Below are 15535 nucleotides of genomic sequence, written 5' to 3' on the forward strand. Positions count from 1 at the left end.
GAAGGTCACGGCAGGCATGTCTGAGGCACGCACTCCTTTTCAGATTCTTCTCGGCATCGAGCAACGTTGTCGTGCGGTGGCGGCTGGTCTGCCATCGCAGCAGGTGGCGGTGCAGACCTGGAGCGGTATTGGTTTTCGCATGGGCGAACGGCTGTTCGTCGCACCGATGGGAGAGGTCGGTGAAGTACTGCACGAACCACGGCACACCTTGCTGCCCGGCGTGAAGAGCTGGGTAAAGGGCGTGGCCAACGTGCGCGGGCGATTGCTGCCGGTGATGGATCTGTGCGGCTTCTTCGGTAGCGAGCTGTCGCCGCTGCGCAAGCAACGGCGCGTGCTGGTAGTCGACCATCAGGATGTCTTCGCCGGCCTCACGGTCGACGAGGTGTTCGGTATGCAGCACTTCGCGGTGGATACCTTCTCCGAGCAGTTGCCACCGCTCGAAGCGTCCATCCAGCCGTTCATTCATGGTGTGTTCCAGCGCGAGCAGCCCTGGCTGGTGTTCAGCCCACACGCGCTGGCACAGGCTCCTGGGTTTATCGACGTTGCGTATTGAGAGCTTTTCGGTGGAGGCGGCGTAGCCAGCCTTCTGACGTTATATGGAATTCGAAGTGCGGTAGGGTCCAGGCGGGGGCCAGATAATGAAAAAAGTAACCTCAAACAATGTGCTGGCGGGGACACGTATTGGCGCCCTCGTGGCAGGGCTGTTCGTTGTCCTGATCATCTCGATCGTGATGCTGTTCGCCAACTTTGCGTACGTTAATACGCAAAGTAACTACGACACCGAGTACATCGGTCACGCGGGTGAACTGCGCGTACTGTCCCAGCGTATCGCCAAGGATGCCACCGAAGCTGCCACGGGCACGCCCGCCGCCTTCGCCCTGCTGCGCGACGCGCGTAACGACTTCCAGGAGCGCTGGGCCTACCTGACCGATGGTAACGAGCAAAGCAGCCTGCCCGCAGCGCCTGCAGCGGTTCAGGCACAGATTGCTGCCGTGCAGCAAGACTGGGACGGCCTGCGGCAGAATGCCGATGCCATCCTGGCCGCCGAGCAGACCGTTCTGTCGCTGCACCAGGTTGCTGCCACGCTGGCGGAAACCATCCCGCAGCTGCAGGTCGAGTACGAAGAAGTGGTCGACATTCTGCTGGAAAGCGGTGCGCCGGCTGCCCAGGTTTCGGTTGCCCAGCGGCAGTCGCTGCTTGCCGAGCGGATTCTCGGTTCGGTGAACAAGGTTCTGGCCGGTGACCAGGATTCGGTACAGGCCGCCGACATGTTCGGTCGTGACGCCAGCCTGTTCGGTCGCGTACTGAGCGCCATGCAGGAAGGTAATGCGGCGATGGAAATCGCCAGGGTAAGCGACCCGGAAGCGCTCGAGCGTCTGGCGGAAATTTCCGAACTGTTCGAATTCGTTTCCGGTTCCGTGGACGAAATCCTCGAAACCTCGCCGGAACTGTTCCAGGTTCGTGAATCGGCCAACACCATCTTCACCCTGTCGCAAACCCTGCTGGACAAAGCCTCTGCCCTGTCCGAGGGTTTCGAAGGCCTGGCTGCCGGTCGTGCGCTGAACACCATCGCCGGCTACGTGCTGGGTGCGTTGGCACTGGGTTCGATTCTGATCATCGGTCTGGTGATGGTGCGCGAGACCAACCGCCGTCTCGCCGAAACCGCCGAGAAGAACGAACGTAACCAGACCGCGATTCTGCGTCTGCTCGATGAGATCGCCGACCTCGCCGACGGTGACTTGACCGTGGCCGCGACGGTAACCGAGGACTTCACCGGTGCCATCGCCGACTCCATCAACTACTCCATCGACCAGCTGCGCGACCTGGTAGCCACGATCAACCTGACCGCCGTTCAGGTAGCGGGCGCGGCCCAGGAAACCCAGGCCACGGCGATGCACCTGGCCGAGGCTTCCGAGCACCAGGCCCAGGAAATCGCCGGTGCCTCCGCGGCGATCAACGAAATGGCCGTGTCGATCGATCAGGTATCGGCGAACGCCTCGGAGTCCTCCGCGGTAGCGGAACGTTCCGTAGCCATCGCCAACAAGGGCAACGAAGTCGTACACAACACCATCACCGGCATGGATAACATCCGTGAGCAGATCCAGGACACCTCGAAGCGGATCAAACGCCTCGGTGAATCGTCCCAGGAGATCGGTGACATCGTAAGCCTCATCAACGACATCGCCGACCAGACCAACATCCTCGCACTGAACGCCGCGATCCAGGCCTCCATGGCCGGTGACGCAGGCCGAGGCTTCGCCGTGGTAGCGGACGAGGTACAGCGCCTCGCGGAACGTTCCTCGGGCGCGACCAAGCAGATCGAGGCACTGGTAAAAACCATTCAGACGGACACCAACGAAGCCGTTATCTCCATGGAACAGACCACCTCCGAGGTGGTACGTGGTGCTCGACTGGCCCAGGATGCGGGTGTGGCACTGGAAGAGATCGAGAAGGTATCGAAGACCCTCGCGGCCCTCATCCAGAACATTTCCAACGCTGCACGTCAGCAGGCGTCGTCCGCGGGTCACATCTCCAACACCATGAACGTGATTCAGGAGATCACCTCGCAGACGTCGTCCGGTACCACGGCCACCGCCAAGAGCATTGGTACCCTGGCCAAGATGGCCAGTGAAATGCGTCATTCGGTATCCGGTTTTACCCTGCCACAAGACGGCGAGCAGGCCTGACCGGCTGCCGGGCGGCGCATTGAACGATGTGCTGCGTGGCAGACGCAGGCGTGAGCGAGGTGCACGACATGCAGTCAGGCGTCTGGGCCCTGCAACCGCTGGCGGACATGTCCGCCACGGAGTTCCGCGACTGGCAGCAGTTGCTGGAGTCGCGGCTCGGCATGGTGCTCAACGAGCAGCGCCGGATTTTCCTGCAGACCAACCTCAGCGCCCGCATGCGCGAATTGGGTGTCGGTGATTACGCCAGTTATTACCGGCAGGTCACCGACGGCCCGCGCGGGGCGGTGGAATGGGCGAATCTGCTGGATCGGCTGACGGTACAGGAAACCCGCTTTTACCGGCATCCGCCATCGTTCGAGGTTTATCAGGCCTATGTCGCCCGTCGTGGCGAACAGGGACTGGACGAGCCTCTGGCGATATGGAGCGTGGGTTGCTCCAGCGGCGAGGAACCCTACTCGCTGGCCATTGGTGCCAGTGAAGTGCTGGGCTCTGAAGGGCTGTTCGGCGTCACCGGCACCGATATCAGCCGCAGTGCCCTGAGCAAGGCGCGTGACGGTCTGTATGACGTGCGCCGGTTGCAACAGATGGATGAAAGCCTGCGCGAACGTTACTTCCTGCAGCAGGCCGATGGACGTTTCAAGGTGGTACCAGGGCTTGCCGCGCGAGTGTGTTGCGCCAAGCTCAATGTGCTGGAGTTGGACAAAGCGCCAATGACCGGCATGGACGTTATTTTTTGCCAGAACTTGCTGATTTATTTTCGCCGCTGGCGGCGCCGCGAGATCCTCAACCGCCTGGCCGAGTGCCTGGCGCCTGGTGGCTTGCTGGTGGTCGGAGTGGGCGAGGTGGTCGGTTGGCAGCACCCGGATATGCTTCCGGTGGCCGATGAGCGAGTGCTGGCGTATACCCGCAAGGGCTAAGAGACGGAGTGTGTATGGGTGATCGGCACGACTATGTCGCCCTGGAGTGGGTCAAGGGTGAAATCGCAGAAACCCTGAAGCAGGCGCGACAGGCTCTGGAGGCGTTCGTCGAGAATCCGCAGGATTCGACACGCATGCGCTTCTGCCAGACCTATGTGCATCAGGTTCATGGCACTCTGCAGATGGTCGAATTCTTCGGCGCGGCATTGCTTGCCGAGGAAATGGAGCACCTGTCCCAGGCGCTGATCGACGGTCGTGTGGCCAACCAGGGCGAAGCGCTGGAAGTGCTGATGCAGGCGATCCTGCAACTGCCGGTCTACCTGGATCGCATCCAGACCGCCCGCCGCGACCTGCCGATGGTGGTACTGCCGCTGCTCAACGACCTGCGCGCCGCGCGGGGCGAGAAGTTGCTGTCGGAAACCAGCCTGTTCTCTCCTGATCTGTCCGCCCGAGCTGACGCCCTGTCGCCGGAGTCGCTGACCCAGTTGCGCACCGCCGAGCTGCCCGTTTTGTTGCGCAAGCTGCGGCAGATGCTCCAGGTCGCGCTGGTTGGCGTGATCCGCCAGCAGGATCTGGGCACCAACCTTGGCTACATGGCGCGGGTTTTCGCGCGCCTGGAAACCTTGTGCAAGGACTCGCCGCTGGAGTCGCTCTGGCAGATCGCCTCGGGCATGGTCGAAGGGCTGTCCAATGGCAGCGTGGCCAACGGTACGTCCGTGCGCACGTTGTTGCGCCAGGTCGACAAGGAACTCAAACGCCTGACCGAACAGGGCGCCGACGGCATCAACCAGCCCGCGCCGGACGAACTCACCAAGAACCTGCTGTTCTACGTCGCCAAGGCATCGGCGCAGTCGCCGCGCAATCGCGTGCTGCGCGACCGCTACAGCCTTGACGAGGCGCTGCCTGACCACGATGTCGTCGATGAGGAGCGTGCCCGTCTGGCCGGTCCGGATCGCGATGCGATGCGCTCGGTAGTCGGCGCCCTGTGCGAGGAGCTGGTACGGGTCAAGGACAGCCTCGATCTGTTCGTGCGCAGTGATCGTACCCAGGTCGCAGATATGGAAGCCCTGCTGGTACCGCTCAAGCAGATCGCCGACACCCTCGCCGTGCTCGGTTTCGCTCAGCCGCGCAAGGTCATCGTCGACCAGCTCGACATGGTGCGCGCCCTGGCTCAAGGTACTCAGGAACCCAGCGATGCGGTGTTGATGGATGTCGCCGGCGCACTGCTGTACGTCGAAGCGACGCTGACCGGCATGGTCGGCCAGAACGACAACGCCAGGCGCGAGGAAAGCCACCTGCCCACCACCGATGTGGGGCAGATTCACCAACTGGTGATCAAGGAAGCGCGCAATGGCCTGGAACAGGCCAAGGACGCGATCATCGAATTCATCGCCTCGCAGTGGAATCACGAGCACCTGGCCCGTGTGCCGGGGCTGCTGACCCAGGTGCGTGGCGGGCTGGCGATGATCCCTCTGGATCGCGCCGCCGCACTGCTCAATGCCTGCAACAGCTACATCCAGGAGCAGCTGCTGGCCCGCAAGGCTGTACCCAACTGGCAGAACCTCGACACCCTGGCCGATGCCATCACCAGCGTCGAGTATTACCTGGAGCGCCTCTCCGAGGATCACGCGACCCAGGGCGACCTGATTCTCGATGTCGCCGAAGAAAGCCTCGCTGCGCTTGGCTATCCGCTGCAGGAAAAACCATCGATTCTCGATGCCGCGCCGGTCGACGAAAAACCGGCACCGCTGGACGATCCGCTGCACGATATCGACGTGCTGTCCGCGCCCGCTCTCGCTAGTGCTGTCGAAACCGAATCCGTGGAGCCGCTGAGCATCGAGGCGCAGCCATCTGGCGAGACGCGACTCGAACTCAGTGAATCCGATACCAGCTTTCAGACCGACGACAGCTGGCCGCAGGCTGATGACGAGCAGCCGCAAGCGCTCCTTTACGCAGAGCCCGAGGCGTCGCCGTCATCCATTCCAGAGGTCATCGACCTTGGCGAGCTGAGCGATGACCCCTACGCCGATGCGAGCGCATCGGTAGCAGACGACAGCTGGACGCTGGACGACAGTGATCTGCCCGCCGACAAACCGGATACCTTCGAGCCGCTGGCGCTGGATGACCCATCGCCGCCCTCGGCCGAACCCCTCGACCTTGGCCAGCTCGACGCGCCCGCCGTAGCGGAGCAGGCACCCTCGCAGGCCGATGACGACTGGTCATTCGATCTCGACGCTGAACCTGCGGGCGCATCGCATGCGCCCGATCCGGAGCAGTCGCAAGACGCTGAAGATGACACGCTGTGGTCGCTCGAGGAGCTGGAACCCCGTCTCGACCTGGTTGATATCGAGCGTTCGGCGAGCGAATTGCCGACTCTGGATCTACCTGCCGAGGGCTTTGAGAACCAGCCCGGGCAGCTGGAGTCCCTGAACTTCGATGCAGACAGCGACGTGCAGTGGGACGAGATCGACCTGGCCGATCTGCAACTGCCGGAAGTCGAATTGCCCGGCATGCCCGAGCCAGCTGTGCTTGAAGAGCCGGCTGCGGAGAAAGCCATTTCCATGGCCGACGTGATGGCCGCTCCGGTGCAGGCGATCAATCCGCCAGCGCTGGACGTGCCACCTAGCCTGCTGCCGCCTCCTGCCGACGAAGAACCGATCGACGAAGAACTGCGTGAAGTCTTTATCGAAGAAGCAGGCGAAGTGCTGGAAACCATCGCCGAATTCCTGCCGCGCTGGTGCGCCGATACCGAGGACAAGGACGCGCTGACCGAAGTGCGCCGCGCCTTCCACACCCTCAAGGGCAGTGGTCGCATGGTGCGCGCGCTGGTTATCGGCGAGCTGGCCTGGTCGATCGAGAACATGCTCAACCGCGTGCTCGACCGCAGCATCCAGCCGGATGCCGAGGTACAGCAGGTAATCGAGCAGGTCGTCGCCCTGATGCCGGAGCTGGTCGATGAGTTCGCCGCTCAGGCTCAACGCCAGCGTGATGACGTCGACCACCTTGCCGCCGACGCGCATGCGCTGGCCAAGGGGCTGAGTCTCCCAAAGCATGACGCCCCGGCTGCCGCGGTAGCTGAGCCCGCGGGCGAGATCGAGGCTGCCGTGCCCGTTGCCGAAGAGAGCGAGGGGCTGGATCCGCAGTTGCTGGAGATTTTCCGCAACGAAGCGGAAACCCACCTCGAGACCCTGTCCGCCTTTCTCGATGACTGCGCCCGAGAACTGCCACAGCCGGTGACCGACGACTTGCAGCGCGCCCTGCACACGCTCAAGGGCAGTGCCTATATGGCCGGCATCCTGCCGATGGCCGAGGTCGCTGCGCCGCTGGAGAAGATGGTCAAGGAGTTCAAGGCCAACCTGCTACCGCTGGATCTGGCCGAGGCCGAAGTACTGGTCGAAGCCCAGGCGCTGTTCCGTCAGGGCCTGGCGCAACTGGAAAGCGATCCGTTGCAGCCGCTTCCCGGTGCCGATGAGTACCTGGAGCGCGTGCAACAGCTGCATGACAAGCGCCTCGAACATGCCGAGAGCCAGCGCCAGGACGTACAGGGCGAAAGCCGCGACCCGCAGTTGATCAGCATCTTCCTCGCCGAAGGCATGGACATCCTGCTGGACGCCGAAGACCTGCTGCACCGCTGGCGCGAGCATCCGTCCGAACGTCAGGAACTCAGCGCACTGCTGGAAGAGTTGACGACCCTGGGCCGCGGTGCGGAGATGGCCGAATTACCGCAGATCGACGAGCTGTGCGAAGTATTGCTCGATCTCTACGGCGCGGTGGAAGAGGGTCGCCTGGCTGTCAGCGAGCGTTTCTTCGATGAGGCCGAGCAGGCCCATGAAGCGCTGGTCAGCATGATGGATCAGGTCGCTGCCGGCCTGGAAGTCAGTGCCAGTGCCGAGCGAGTCGCCGCGCTGCGCGCGCTGCTGGACGAAGCACTGGATCCTGCCAAGTTGGCACTGCTGTCGGGTGACGTGCCTGGCCTGCAAGTGGTCGACCTGGATGAAGCGACCCGTACCCTGGAACAGTCGCTGGTCGCCGACGCGGCCAATGATGATGCCAGCCAATCCGCACAACCTGTAGACGCAGCCGACGACGAACTGGTGTCCATCTTCCTCGAAGAGGCCGTGGACATTCTCGACAGCGCCGGTCTCGCCCTGGAGCGCTGGTTGGCGGAGCCGGACAACCGTACCGCGCTGTCCTCGCTGCAACGTGACCTGCACACCCTCAAGGGCGGTGCGAACATGGCCGGGATCGCTCCGATCAGCGAGCTGGCCCATGAGCTGGAAGCGCTTTACGAAGGCCTGATGGATCGTCGTTACGACGTATCCTCCTTCGTCACCGGCAGCCTGCAGCAGGGCCATGCTCTTCTGGTGGCCATGCTCAACAGCCTGCAGGGTCGTCAGCCCGCACAACATGCGGATGAGCTGGTCGCGACGATTCGCCTGTTCCGCCAGCGTGGTGGACAGGATGAGCAGCCCGTAGAAGCGGATGCTCCGCAGCCCGCCGAGTTGCCCGAGGTAACGGAGCCACAGCCGGACAGCGCTCCGCTGGCTGAAGTAGCGTCTTTTGAAGAGCCGCTCGTCGAACCGCTGAGTGTGAGCGAATACACCACGCCGACCCAACTGCAGCAACAGGCGCCGGTGGACGATGACCGTGATCCCGAGCTGGTGGAAATCTTTCTCGAAGAAGGTTTCGACATCATCGACAGTGCCGGTGCGGCGCTATCTCACTGGATGGATGACGTCGACAACAGCCTCGATCTGGAGTCGCTGCAGCGCGATCTGCACACCCTCAAGGGTGGCGCGCGGATGGCTGAGATCCGTGAGATCGGCGACCTGGCTCACGAACTGGAATTCCTCTACGAGGATCTCGGCAACGGCCGTCTGCGCGCCAGCCAGATGCTGTTCGAATTGCTCCAGGCTTGCCACGACCGCTTGGCGGAGATGCTCGATGCGGTGCGCGCCCATCGTCCAGTACCCGGCGGCGACGAACTGATCGAAACCATTCGCCGGCTGCGCGCCAACCCCGACGAACAACTGAGCATGCCCACGGCTGTTCCGCTGCGTGCCGTGCACGAAGAGGCGTTCGACGCCGAGGCGGATATTCTCGATATCTTCCTCGAAGAAGCCGACGACCTGCTCGAGACCATGGAAGCCGGCATTGGCCGCTGGGAAGAGCGTCGTGACGACGTCGGTGCCATCGATGAGCTGCTGCGCGTGCTGCATACCCTGAAGGGCGGTGCACGTCTGGCAGGTCAGAAACACCTGGGTGACCAGAGCCACGATCTGGAGCAGCACCTGACTGAAGCTCAGGCGCAGGGCGCACCCTGGCCAGAAAGCCTGTACCTCGACGTGCAGTCCGGTTTCGAAGGTTTGCAGAAGAGTGTCGACGAGTTGCGTCAGCGCCTGCAGCAACAGCCGCTGGACGAGCGTCCGGTCGAGCCGGAGCAGGTTCCCGTTCGTGCGGTCACCTCCATCGTCGCCGCCAGCGAGCAGCCGGCCGTGCAAGCGCAGCACCGTGTGCTGCCTTTCGTACAGCGCGCCGAGGTGGCCGCTGAAGAGGCCGCTGCCCGCCGTGCGCCGCAAGAGCTGGTCAAGGTGCCGGCGGATCTGCTCGAGGGCCTGGTCAACCTGGCGGGTGAAACCTCGATTTTCCGCGGTCGCGTCGAGCAGCAGGTCAGCGATTTCGGTTTCACCCTGAGCGAGATGGAAGCCACCATCGACCGGGTGCGCGATCAGTTGCGGCGCCTCGATACCGAGACCCAGGCGCAGATCCTCAGCCGCTATCAGGCCGAGGCCGAGCGCGCCGGCTACGAGGACTTCGACCCGCTGGAGATGGATCGCCATTCGCAGCTGCAGCAGCTGTCGCGTGCGCTCTTCGAGTCGGCTTCCGACTTGCTGGATCTGAAGGAAACCCTGGCCTCGCGTAACCGCGATGCGGAAACCCTGCTGCTGCAACAGGCGCGGGTCAACACCGAGCTGCAAGAAGGCCTGATGCGTACGCGCATGGTGCCTTTCGATCGTCTGGTACCACGCCTGCGTCGTATCGTTCGGCAGGTCGCCAGCGAGCTGGGCAAGCAGGTCGAATTCATCGTCGGCAACGCTGACGGCGAGATGGATCGTACGGTGCTCGAACGTATCGTCGCGCCGCTCGAACACATGCTGCGCAACGCCGTCGACCACGGCATCGAAGGTCTCGCCGCACGCCGTGAGGCCGGCAAGCCGGAGCAGGGCAGCATCCGCCTGGGTCTGGCCCGCGAAGGCGGCGACATCGTACTGACCCTCAGCGACGACGGTGCCGGGATCAACCTGGACGCAGTCCGTCGCAAGGCCATCGAGCGTGGCCTGATGGATGCCGGTGCCGACCTCAGCGAGCACGAAATTCTGCAGTTCATCCTCGAGGCCGGTTTCTCCACGGCCGAGAAGGTTACGCAAATTTCCGGGCGTGGCGTCGGTATGGACGTGGTCAACGCCGAGGTCAAGCAGCTCGGCGGCTCCATGAGCATCGATTCCACCGCTGGCCAGGGCACCACGTTCCGCATCCGTCTGCCGTTCACCGTGTCGGTCAACCGCGCGTTGATGGTGCTCTCCGGCGAGGATCTGTACGCCATCCCGCTGAACACCATCGAAGGCATCGTGCGGGTTTCGCCTTACGAGCTGGAGGAATACTACGGGCCGGACGCGCCGCGCTTCGAGTACGCCGGCCAGGTCTACGAGCTGCGTTACCTGGGGGATCTGCTGAACAACGGCCAGCATCCCAAACTGGTTGGCCAGAGCCTGCCGCTGCCGGTGATCCTGGTGCGTTCCAGCGAACACGCGATGGCCGTGCAGGTGGACTCCCTGGCCGGCTCGCGGGAGATCGTGGTGAAGAGCCTGGGGCCGCAGTTCGCCGCGGTGCATGGTATTTCCGGTGCGACCATCCTTGGCGACGGTCGCGTGGTGGTGATTCTCGATCTGCTGGCGACCATCCGCGAGCTGCATGCGCATCTGCAGTATCAGGTTCGGCCACGGCTGTCCGCCGACGCTGGCGCGGCGCCTGAAGTCGAGGTCGAGCGCCCGACGCTGGTCATGGTGGTCGACGACTCGGTGACCGTACGCAAGGTCACCAGTCGCCTGCTGGAGCGCAACGGCATGAACGTGCTGACCGCCAAGGACGGGGTCGACGCTATCGCGCAACTTCAGGAGCATCGCCCCGATATCATGTTGCTGGATATCGAGATGCCGCGGATGGACGGCTTCGAGGTTGCCAACCTGATCCGCCACGACGAGGGCCTGAAGGATCTGCCGATCATCATGATTACCTCGCGTACCGGTGAGAAGCACCGTGAACGTGCGATGAGCATCGGCGTCAACGAATACCTCGGCAAGCCTTATCAGGAATCGCTGCTGCTGAGCGCCATCGAAAAGTGGACGAAGCGGCCATGAGCGAGCGCGGCGCGGCGCGTATCGCGGTGATCGCCGACACCTCGCTGCAGCGCCATGTGCTGCAGCAGGCGCTGAGCAGCAATGGTTATCAGGTGGTGCTCAACAGTGATCCGGCGCGGCTCGACGATGCGGCGCTGCAGGCCTGCGAGGCCGAGCTGTGGCTGGTCGACCTGGTGCAGTCCGATGATTTGCCGTTGATCGATGCGCTGATGGAGGATTCCAGGGTGCCGGTGCTGTTTGGCGAGGGGCATGCGCCCGAGCGCAGTTCCGAGAACTACCCGCGCTGGGAGCGACGCCTGGTCGGCAAACTGAAAAAACTGGTGGGTGATCCCGCTTTGGCAGTGGGTGCCGGCCTGGATGGTCTGCTCGCCGAAGTTCAGCGCCCTGGGCGCGTCGAGTTGCCTGCGGTGCTGGCCAATACGCCACTGCAAGCGGGCGAGCCGGCGAGGCAGATCTGGCTGCTGGCGGCGTCCCTTGGCGGTCCGGCGGCGGTGAAGGCCTTTCTCGATGCCTTGCCCGGCGGCCTGCCGGTAGGTTTCATTTACGCGCAGCATATCGACCCCAGCTTCGAGACGACGCTGCCCCAGGCCGTCGGCCGTCACAGTCAGTGGCGTGTTGGCACGGTGCGCGATGGCGACAGCGTGCGCTGCGGTGAGGTGGTCGTGGTGCCGGTCAGCAACGAGCTGGCTTTCAGCGATGACGGGGCCATGCAGGTCACTGCCCGACCCTGGCCAGAACCCTACAGCCCATCGATCGACCAGATGATGCTCAATCTGGCGCAGCGCTTTGCGGCGGGTAGTGGCGTTATCGCCTTCAGCGGCATGGGCAGCGATGGCAGCGCGGCAGCCGCCTATGTGAAGCGCCAGGGCGGCATGATCTGGACACAGCGCGCTGACAGCTGCGTCTGCTCGAGCATGCCCGACAGCCTGCGCGAGGGCGGCTACAGCAGCTTCAGTGCCGACCCGCGAGAGCTGGCTGCTGCACTGGTCGACCATCTTGCCGAGCAGTGCCGATAGGCCGCGGCTTCCCTTCATTGATTTCGCTGCATAACAGGACTTTTTCATGAGCCAAGCCGTCGTTACCCAGAACAGCGTCAGCAGCCTGACCGGTCTGGTCGTGCCGCTGGCCGATCGCACGTTGCTGCTGCCCAACGTGGCCGTGGCCGAGCTGATTCCCTATCGCGCCCCGCCAGCAATGCCTGGCCTGCCCGACTGGTTTCTCGGTCAGGTGGCCTGGCGTGACCTGAGCCTGCCCCTGCTGTCGTTCGAGGCCGCGTCCGGTGGCCAGGCGGTAGCTGGTGATGGCGCCCGTATCGCCATTCTCAATGCCCTGGGCGGGCGCCCGAACGTCAAGTTCATTGCCTTGCTGGTACAGGGCATTCCGCGTTCTCTGCGGGTCGCCGAGGATCTGCCGCGAGCCGATGTGCCGTTGGCGTCTTTGGAGCTGGCCGCGGTGAAGGTGGATGACACAGTGCTGCGCATCCCTGATCTGGAAGGGCTGGAGCAACTGCTTGCCGATGCCGAGCTGATCTGAACCTGCTCGCCTTCGGGCGGGCCTGGCCTGGTAGCATCTTGTAACAGGCCAAGCTTTTCTCTTTCGCCATGACTCCCAACTGAGTGTCGCCGGTCGCTAGAACCAGCGCATTCAACCGTTAGCCGATGGAGAAAAGACATGGCCACCCCGCTCACCGATATCAGCATTCTGCGTCAACGTGCCCTGGCATATGGCGAACGGGCTCAAGGCGAGCGTCGCGTCCGCTGAGTTTCTCGAACACGCTCAGCAGGAGTTGTAGCATTCGGATCAACTGGCCGAGCGCATCACCCAGCTCGGTGGCGAACCCGATTTCGACCCGTCCACGCTGACAGCGCGCTCCCACGCCGAATACGTCACCGGTGCGTCACTCAAGGAAATGGTCACCGAGAATCTGGTGGCCGAGCGCATCGCCATCGACAGCTACCGCGAGATCATCGCCTTTATCGGCAACGACGATCCCACTACTCGGCGAATCTTCGAAGAGATCCTCGCCCAGGAAGAAGAACACGCCAACGATATGGCCGATATTCGCGAAGACCTTTAGGTGCTCGGCTGGGCTAGGTTGTCGAAGAAGCAGCCGGCTTTCGATGGATTTCTGAAGTGAACGCGTTTACTGAGTCAGTGCTCAGAAATCGCCCCAGAGGTGCTGCGCGATCGCCAGCCCTGCCACGGGTGCCGTTTCCGTACGCAGCACCCGCGGCCCGAGACGCGCAGCATGGAAGCCGGCGGCTTGAGCCTGTTCGACTTCAGCATCGCTGAGGCCGCCTTCCGGGCCGATCAGAAAGGCCAGCGATTGCGGTTTGGCGTGGCTGGTCAGCGGTTCGGCAACCGGGTGCAGCACCAGCTTCAGCTCGGCTTCGCTCTGTTGCAGCCAGTCGTCCAGGGTGATGGGCGCGTGGATCATCGGGATCACCGAGCGCCCGCATTGTTCGCAGGCGCTGATCGCTACCTGGCGCCAGTGTGCCATGCGCTTGTCGGCGCGTTCATCCTTCAGGCGTACCTCGCAGCGAGCGCTGACGATCGGGCTGATGACCTGGGCTCCGAGCTCGGTGGCTTTCTGGATCGCCCAATCCATGCGTTCGCCGCGGGAAAGCCCCTGGCCAAGGTGAATGTGCAGGGGCGATTCGGCCTGACCGTCGAACTGCTCGCGCAACTCGACGCGCACCGCTTTCTTGCCGACTTCGATCAACTCGCCGCGAAATTCCTGCCCGCTGCCATCGAACAGCTGCACCACGTCGCCCGCGGCATGCCGCAGCACACGGCCGATGTAATGGGCCTGGGCTACCGGCAACTGGTGCTGGCCGAGGGACAGAGGGGCGTCGATAAAGAAACGGGAGAGGCGCATGGCGGTAACGGGTATGACTTAGGACTTAGGGTTGGCAAGCATAACCGCGTGGTGTTTTTTCTGCAGGGCTGCCGCCGTTTACAGTGCTGTTGCCGTGTGGCTGGCCGGGATGCCCCCGGCCAGGTCGTATCAGAAGATATTCAGTGGGTATTCGACGATCAGGCGAACCTGGTCGGAGGAAACGTCCGACTTGCCATTGCCGATGCGGTGAGTGGCCTGGCGCAGACGCACCGACAGATCCTTGACCGAACCGCTCTGCACGACATAGCCAACGGCGAGGTCGCGCTCCCAGTGGTCTTCGCCGTCGGCGTAATAGGCATAGGGGCTGTTCTGATCCATCTTGCTGCCATCGACGTCGGTACCGCGGATATAGCGTGCGTGGAAGCTCAGGCCGGGTACCCCGTAGCTGGTGAAATCGAGGTCGTAGAACAGACCCCAGGACTTCTCGTTCGGGCCGTTGAAATCGACCAGTTGCGAGGAGTTGGCCAGGTAGATGGAGTCATGGTAGGTGCCCGGGCCCATTCCCAGGTAGTCGAACGGCTGGTCGCCGTCGATTTGCTGGTGAGTCAGTTTGAAGGTGTGCGCGCCGATGGTATAGGCCGCGGCGAACGACCAGGCCGTGACATCGATTTCACCAGCCAACTTGCGGCCTTCGTCATCCGAGCGATAGATGTTGAAGTCGAAGTTCAGGCTCTGCTCGTCGGTCAGTGCGTAGGTGTAGTTGGCGTTGGCATAGTACTGGCGCCAGATGTCCTTGTACTCGGCGCCGTAGAGGCTGACGCTGAGGTTGTCGTTGATCGTGTAATTGCCGCCGACGAAGTCCACCGTGTCGGTACTCACGCCCGCGTAAGCCGCGTAGAAGTCGTCGTCGTTGTTGGTGCTGTTAAAGTCCTTGGCTGCGGTGAAGTGGCCCGCTTCCAGAGCTAGGCCTTCCAGTTCGCTGCTCGTCAGCCAGAAGCCGGTGGCGGTACTGGGTACCAGGCGGGCGTCGGCCGGCGCGAATACCGGGTTGTAGGGACGCAGGTTGTTGCCATATTTCAATTCGGTGTTGGATAGGCGCATCTTCACCGCCGCCCCCGCCGAGCTGGCCTCGTCACGGCTACCCTCGCCGTCCGGCACCAGTACCCCGGCTCTGCCCGAGTAGCCTCGGCCGCCATCCAGCTTGATCAGCGCATAGGTACTCAGATCCACGCCAAAACCCACGGTGCCCTGGGTGTAGCCGGATGTGTAATCGAGGCGAAAGCCCTGGCCCCACTCTCGGTTGTCGGCACCGCCACCATGGCCGTCATGGTGCCAGTACAGGTTGCGGGTCAGGAAGTCCAGATGGCTGTCTTCGATAAAGCCCTGGCTTTCGGCCTGACTGGCCATGACCATAGGGGAGCCCGTAGTCGCAGCTATGGCTAGTGCCAGAAATGATTTTTTGCTGAATGACATTGCTTGCTCTCCATTTGCTTTTAGCTATCGTTGGCGGCAGAAAAAGAGTGTCGTTCCTTATTTAATGATTCAGGCGGGCTTGTCCGCTGGTTAAAAGTTGCGAGCCCTGGCCCAGCGAGACCATGCCTCAGCCTATGGTAAGGGCGCGTGGATATGGATGATAAGTGAGAGCGACAATCAGGCGTCTGAATCCGACCGATT

General features: G+C 63.0%; 8 protein-coding genes and 1 pseudogene. 7 read left to right on the forward strand and 2 right to left on the reverse strand.

Annotated elements, in window-relative coordinates; genetic code table 11:
* Positions 1-16 precede the first annotated feature (16 nt).
* From DNK10_RS09175 to DNK10_RS09205, 7 genes and pseudogenes are all read left to right on the forward strand, one after another.
* Positions 17-553: a chemotaxis protein CheW gene (locus DNK10_RS09175; RefSeq protein WP_131191323.1), complete on the forward strand. Its 537-nt coding sequence runs from the start codon at positions 17-19 to the stop codon at positions 551-553.
* An 85-nt stretch (positions 554-638) separates the two neighbouring features.
* The gene (locus tag DNK10_RS09180) at positions 639-2687 is read left to right on the forward strand and encodes a methyl-accepting chemotaxis protein (protein WP_131191324.1); all 2049 of its coding nucleotides are present in this window, start codon (positions 639-641) and stop codon (positions 2685-2687) included.
* Positions 2688-2755: 68 nt separating this feature from the next.
* A complete protein-coding gene (locus DNK10_RS09185) occupies positions 2756-3604 on the forward strand; it encodes a CheR family methyltransferase (RefSeq protein ID WP_131180116.1) in 849 nt (282 codons plus the stop codon).
* Positions 3605-3618: 14 nt separating this feature from the next.
* The gene (locus DNK10_RS09190; RefSeq protein ID WP_131191325.1) at positions 3619-11022 is read left to right on the forward strand and encodes an Hpt domain-containing protein; all 7404 of its coding nucleotides are present in this window, start codon (positions 3619-3621) and stop codon (positions 11020-11022) included.
* Entirely contained in the window at positions 11019-12038 is a 1020-nt protein-coding gene (locus DNK10_RS09195) for a chemotaxis protein CheB (protein WP_131191326.1), read from the forward strand. Before DNK10_RS09190 ends, DNK10_RS09195 begins: the two co-directional genes overlap by 4 nt.
* Positions 12039-12084: 46 nt before the next feature.
* Positions 12085-12555, forward strand: coding sequence for a chemotaxis protein CheW (locus tag DNK10_RS09200; RefSeq protein ID WP_131180030.1), 471 nt, complete (start codon positions 12085-12087; stop codon positions 12553-12555).
* 184 nt (positions 12556-12739) lie between these two features.
* Positions 12740-13099, forward strand: a pseudogene (locus tag DNK10_RS09205) (ferritin-like domain-containing protein); the annotation flags it as partial.
* 81 nt (positions 13100-13180) lie between these two features.
* On the opposite strand, the gene DNK10_RS09210 reads toward DNK10_RS09205, so the two are convergent.
* Both DNK10_RS09210 and DNK10_RS09215 read right to left on the reverse strand, forming a co-directional pair.
* The gene (locus DNK10_RS09210; RefSeq protein ID WP_131191327.1) at positions 13181-13900 is read right to left on the reverse strand and encodes a 16S rRNA (uracil(1498)-N(3))-methyltransferase; all 720 of its coding nucleotides are present in this window, start codon (positions 13898-13900) and stop codon (positions 13181-13183) included.
* A 129-nt stretch (positions 13901-14029) separates the two neighbouring features.
* The gene (locus DNK10_RS09215) at positions 14030-15334 is read right to left on the reverse strand and encodes an OprD family porin (protein WP_131180032.1); all 1305 of its coding nucleotides are present in this window, start codon (positions 15332-15334) and stop codon (positions 14030-14032) included.
* Positions 15335-15535: the final 201 nt, after the last annotated feature.

The sequence above is a fragment of the Phytopseudomonas daroniae genome, from assembly GCF_004327275.1.
GTDB classification, from domain to species: domain Bacteria; phylum Pseudomonadota; class Gammaproteobacteria; order Pseudomonadales; family Pseudomonadaceae; genus Aquipseudomonas; species Aquipseudomonas daroniae.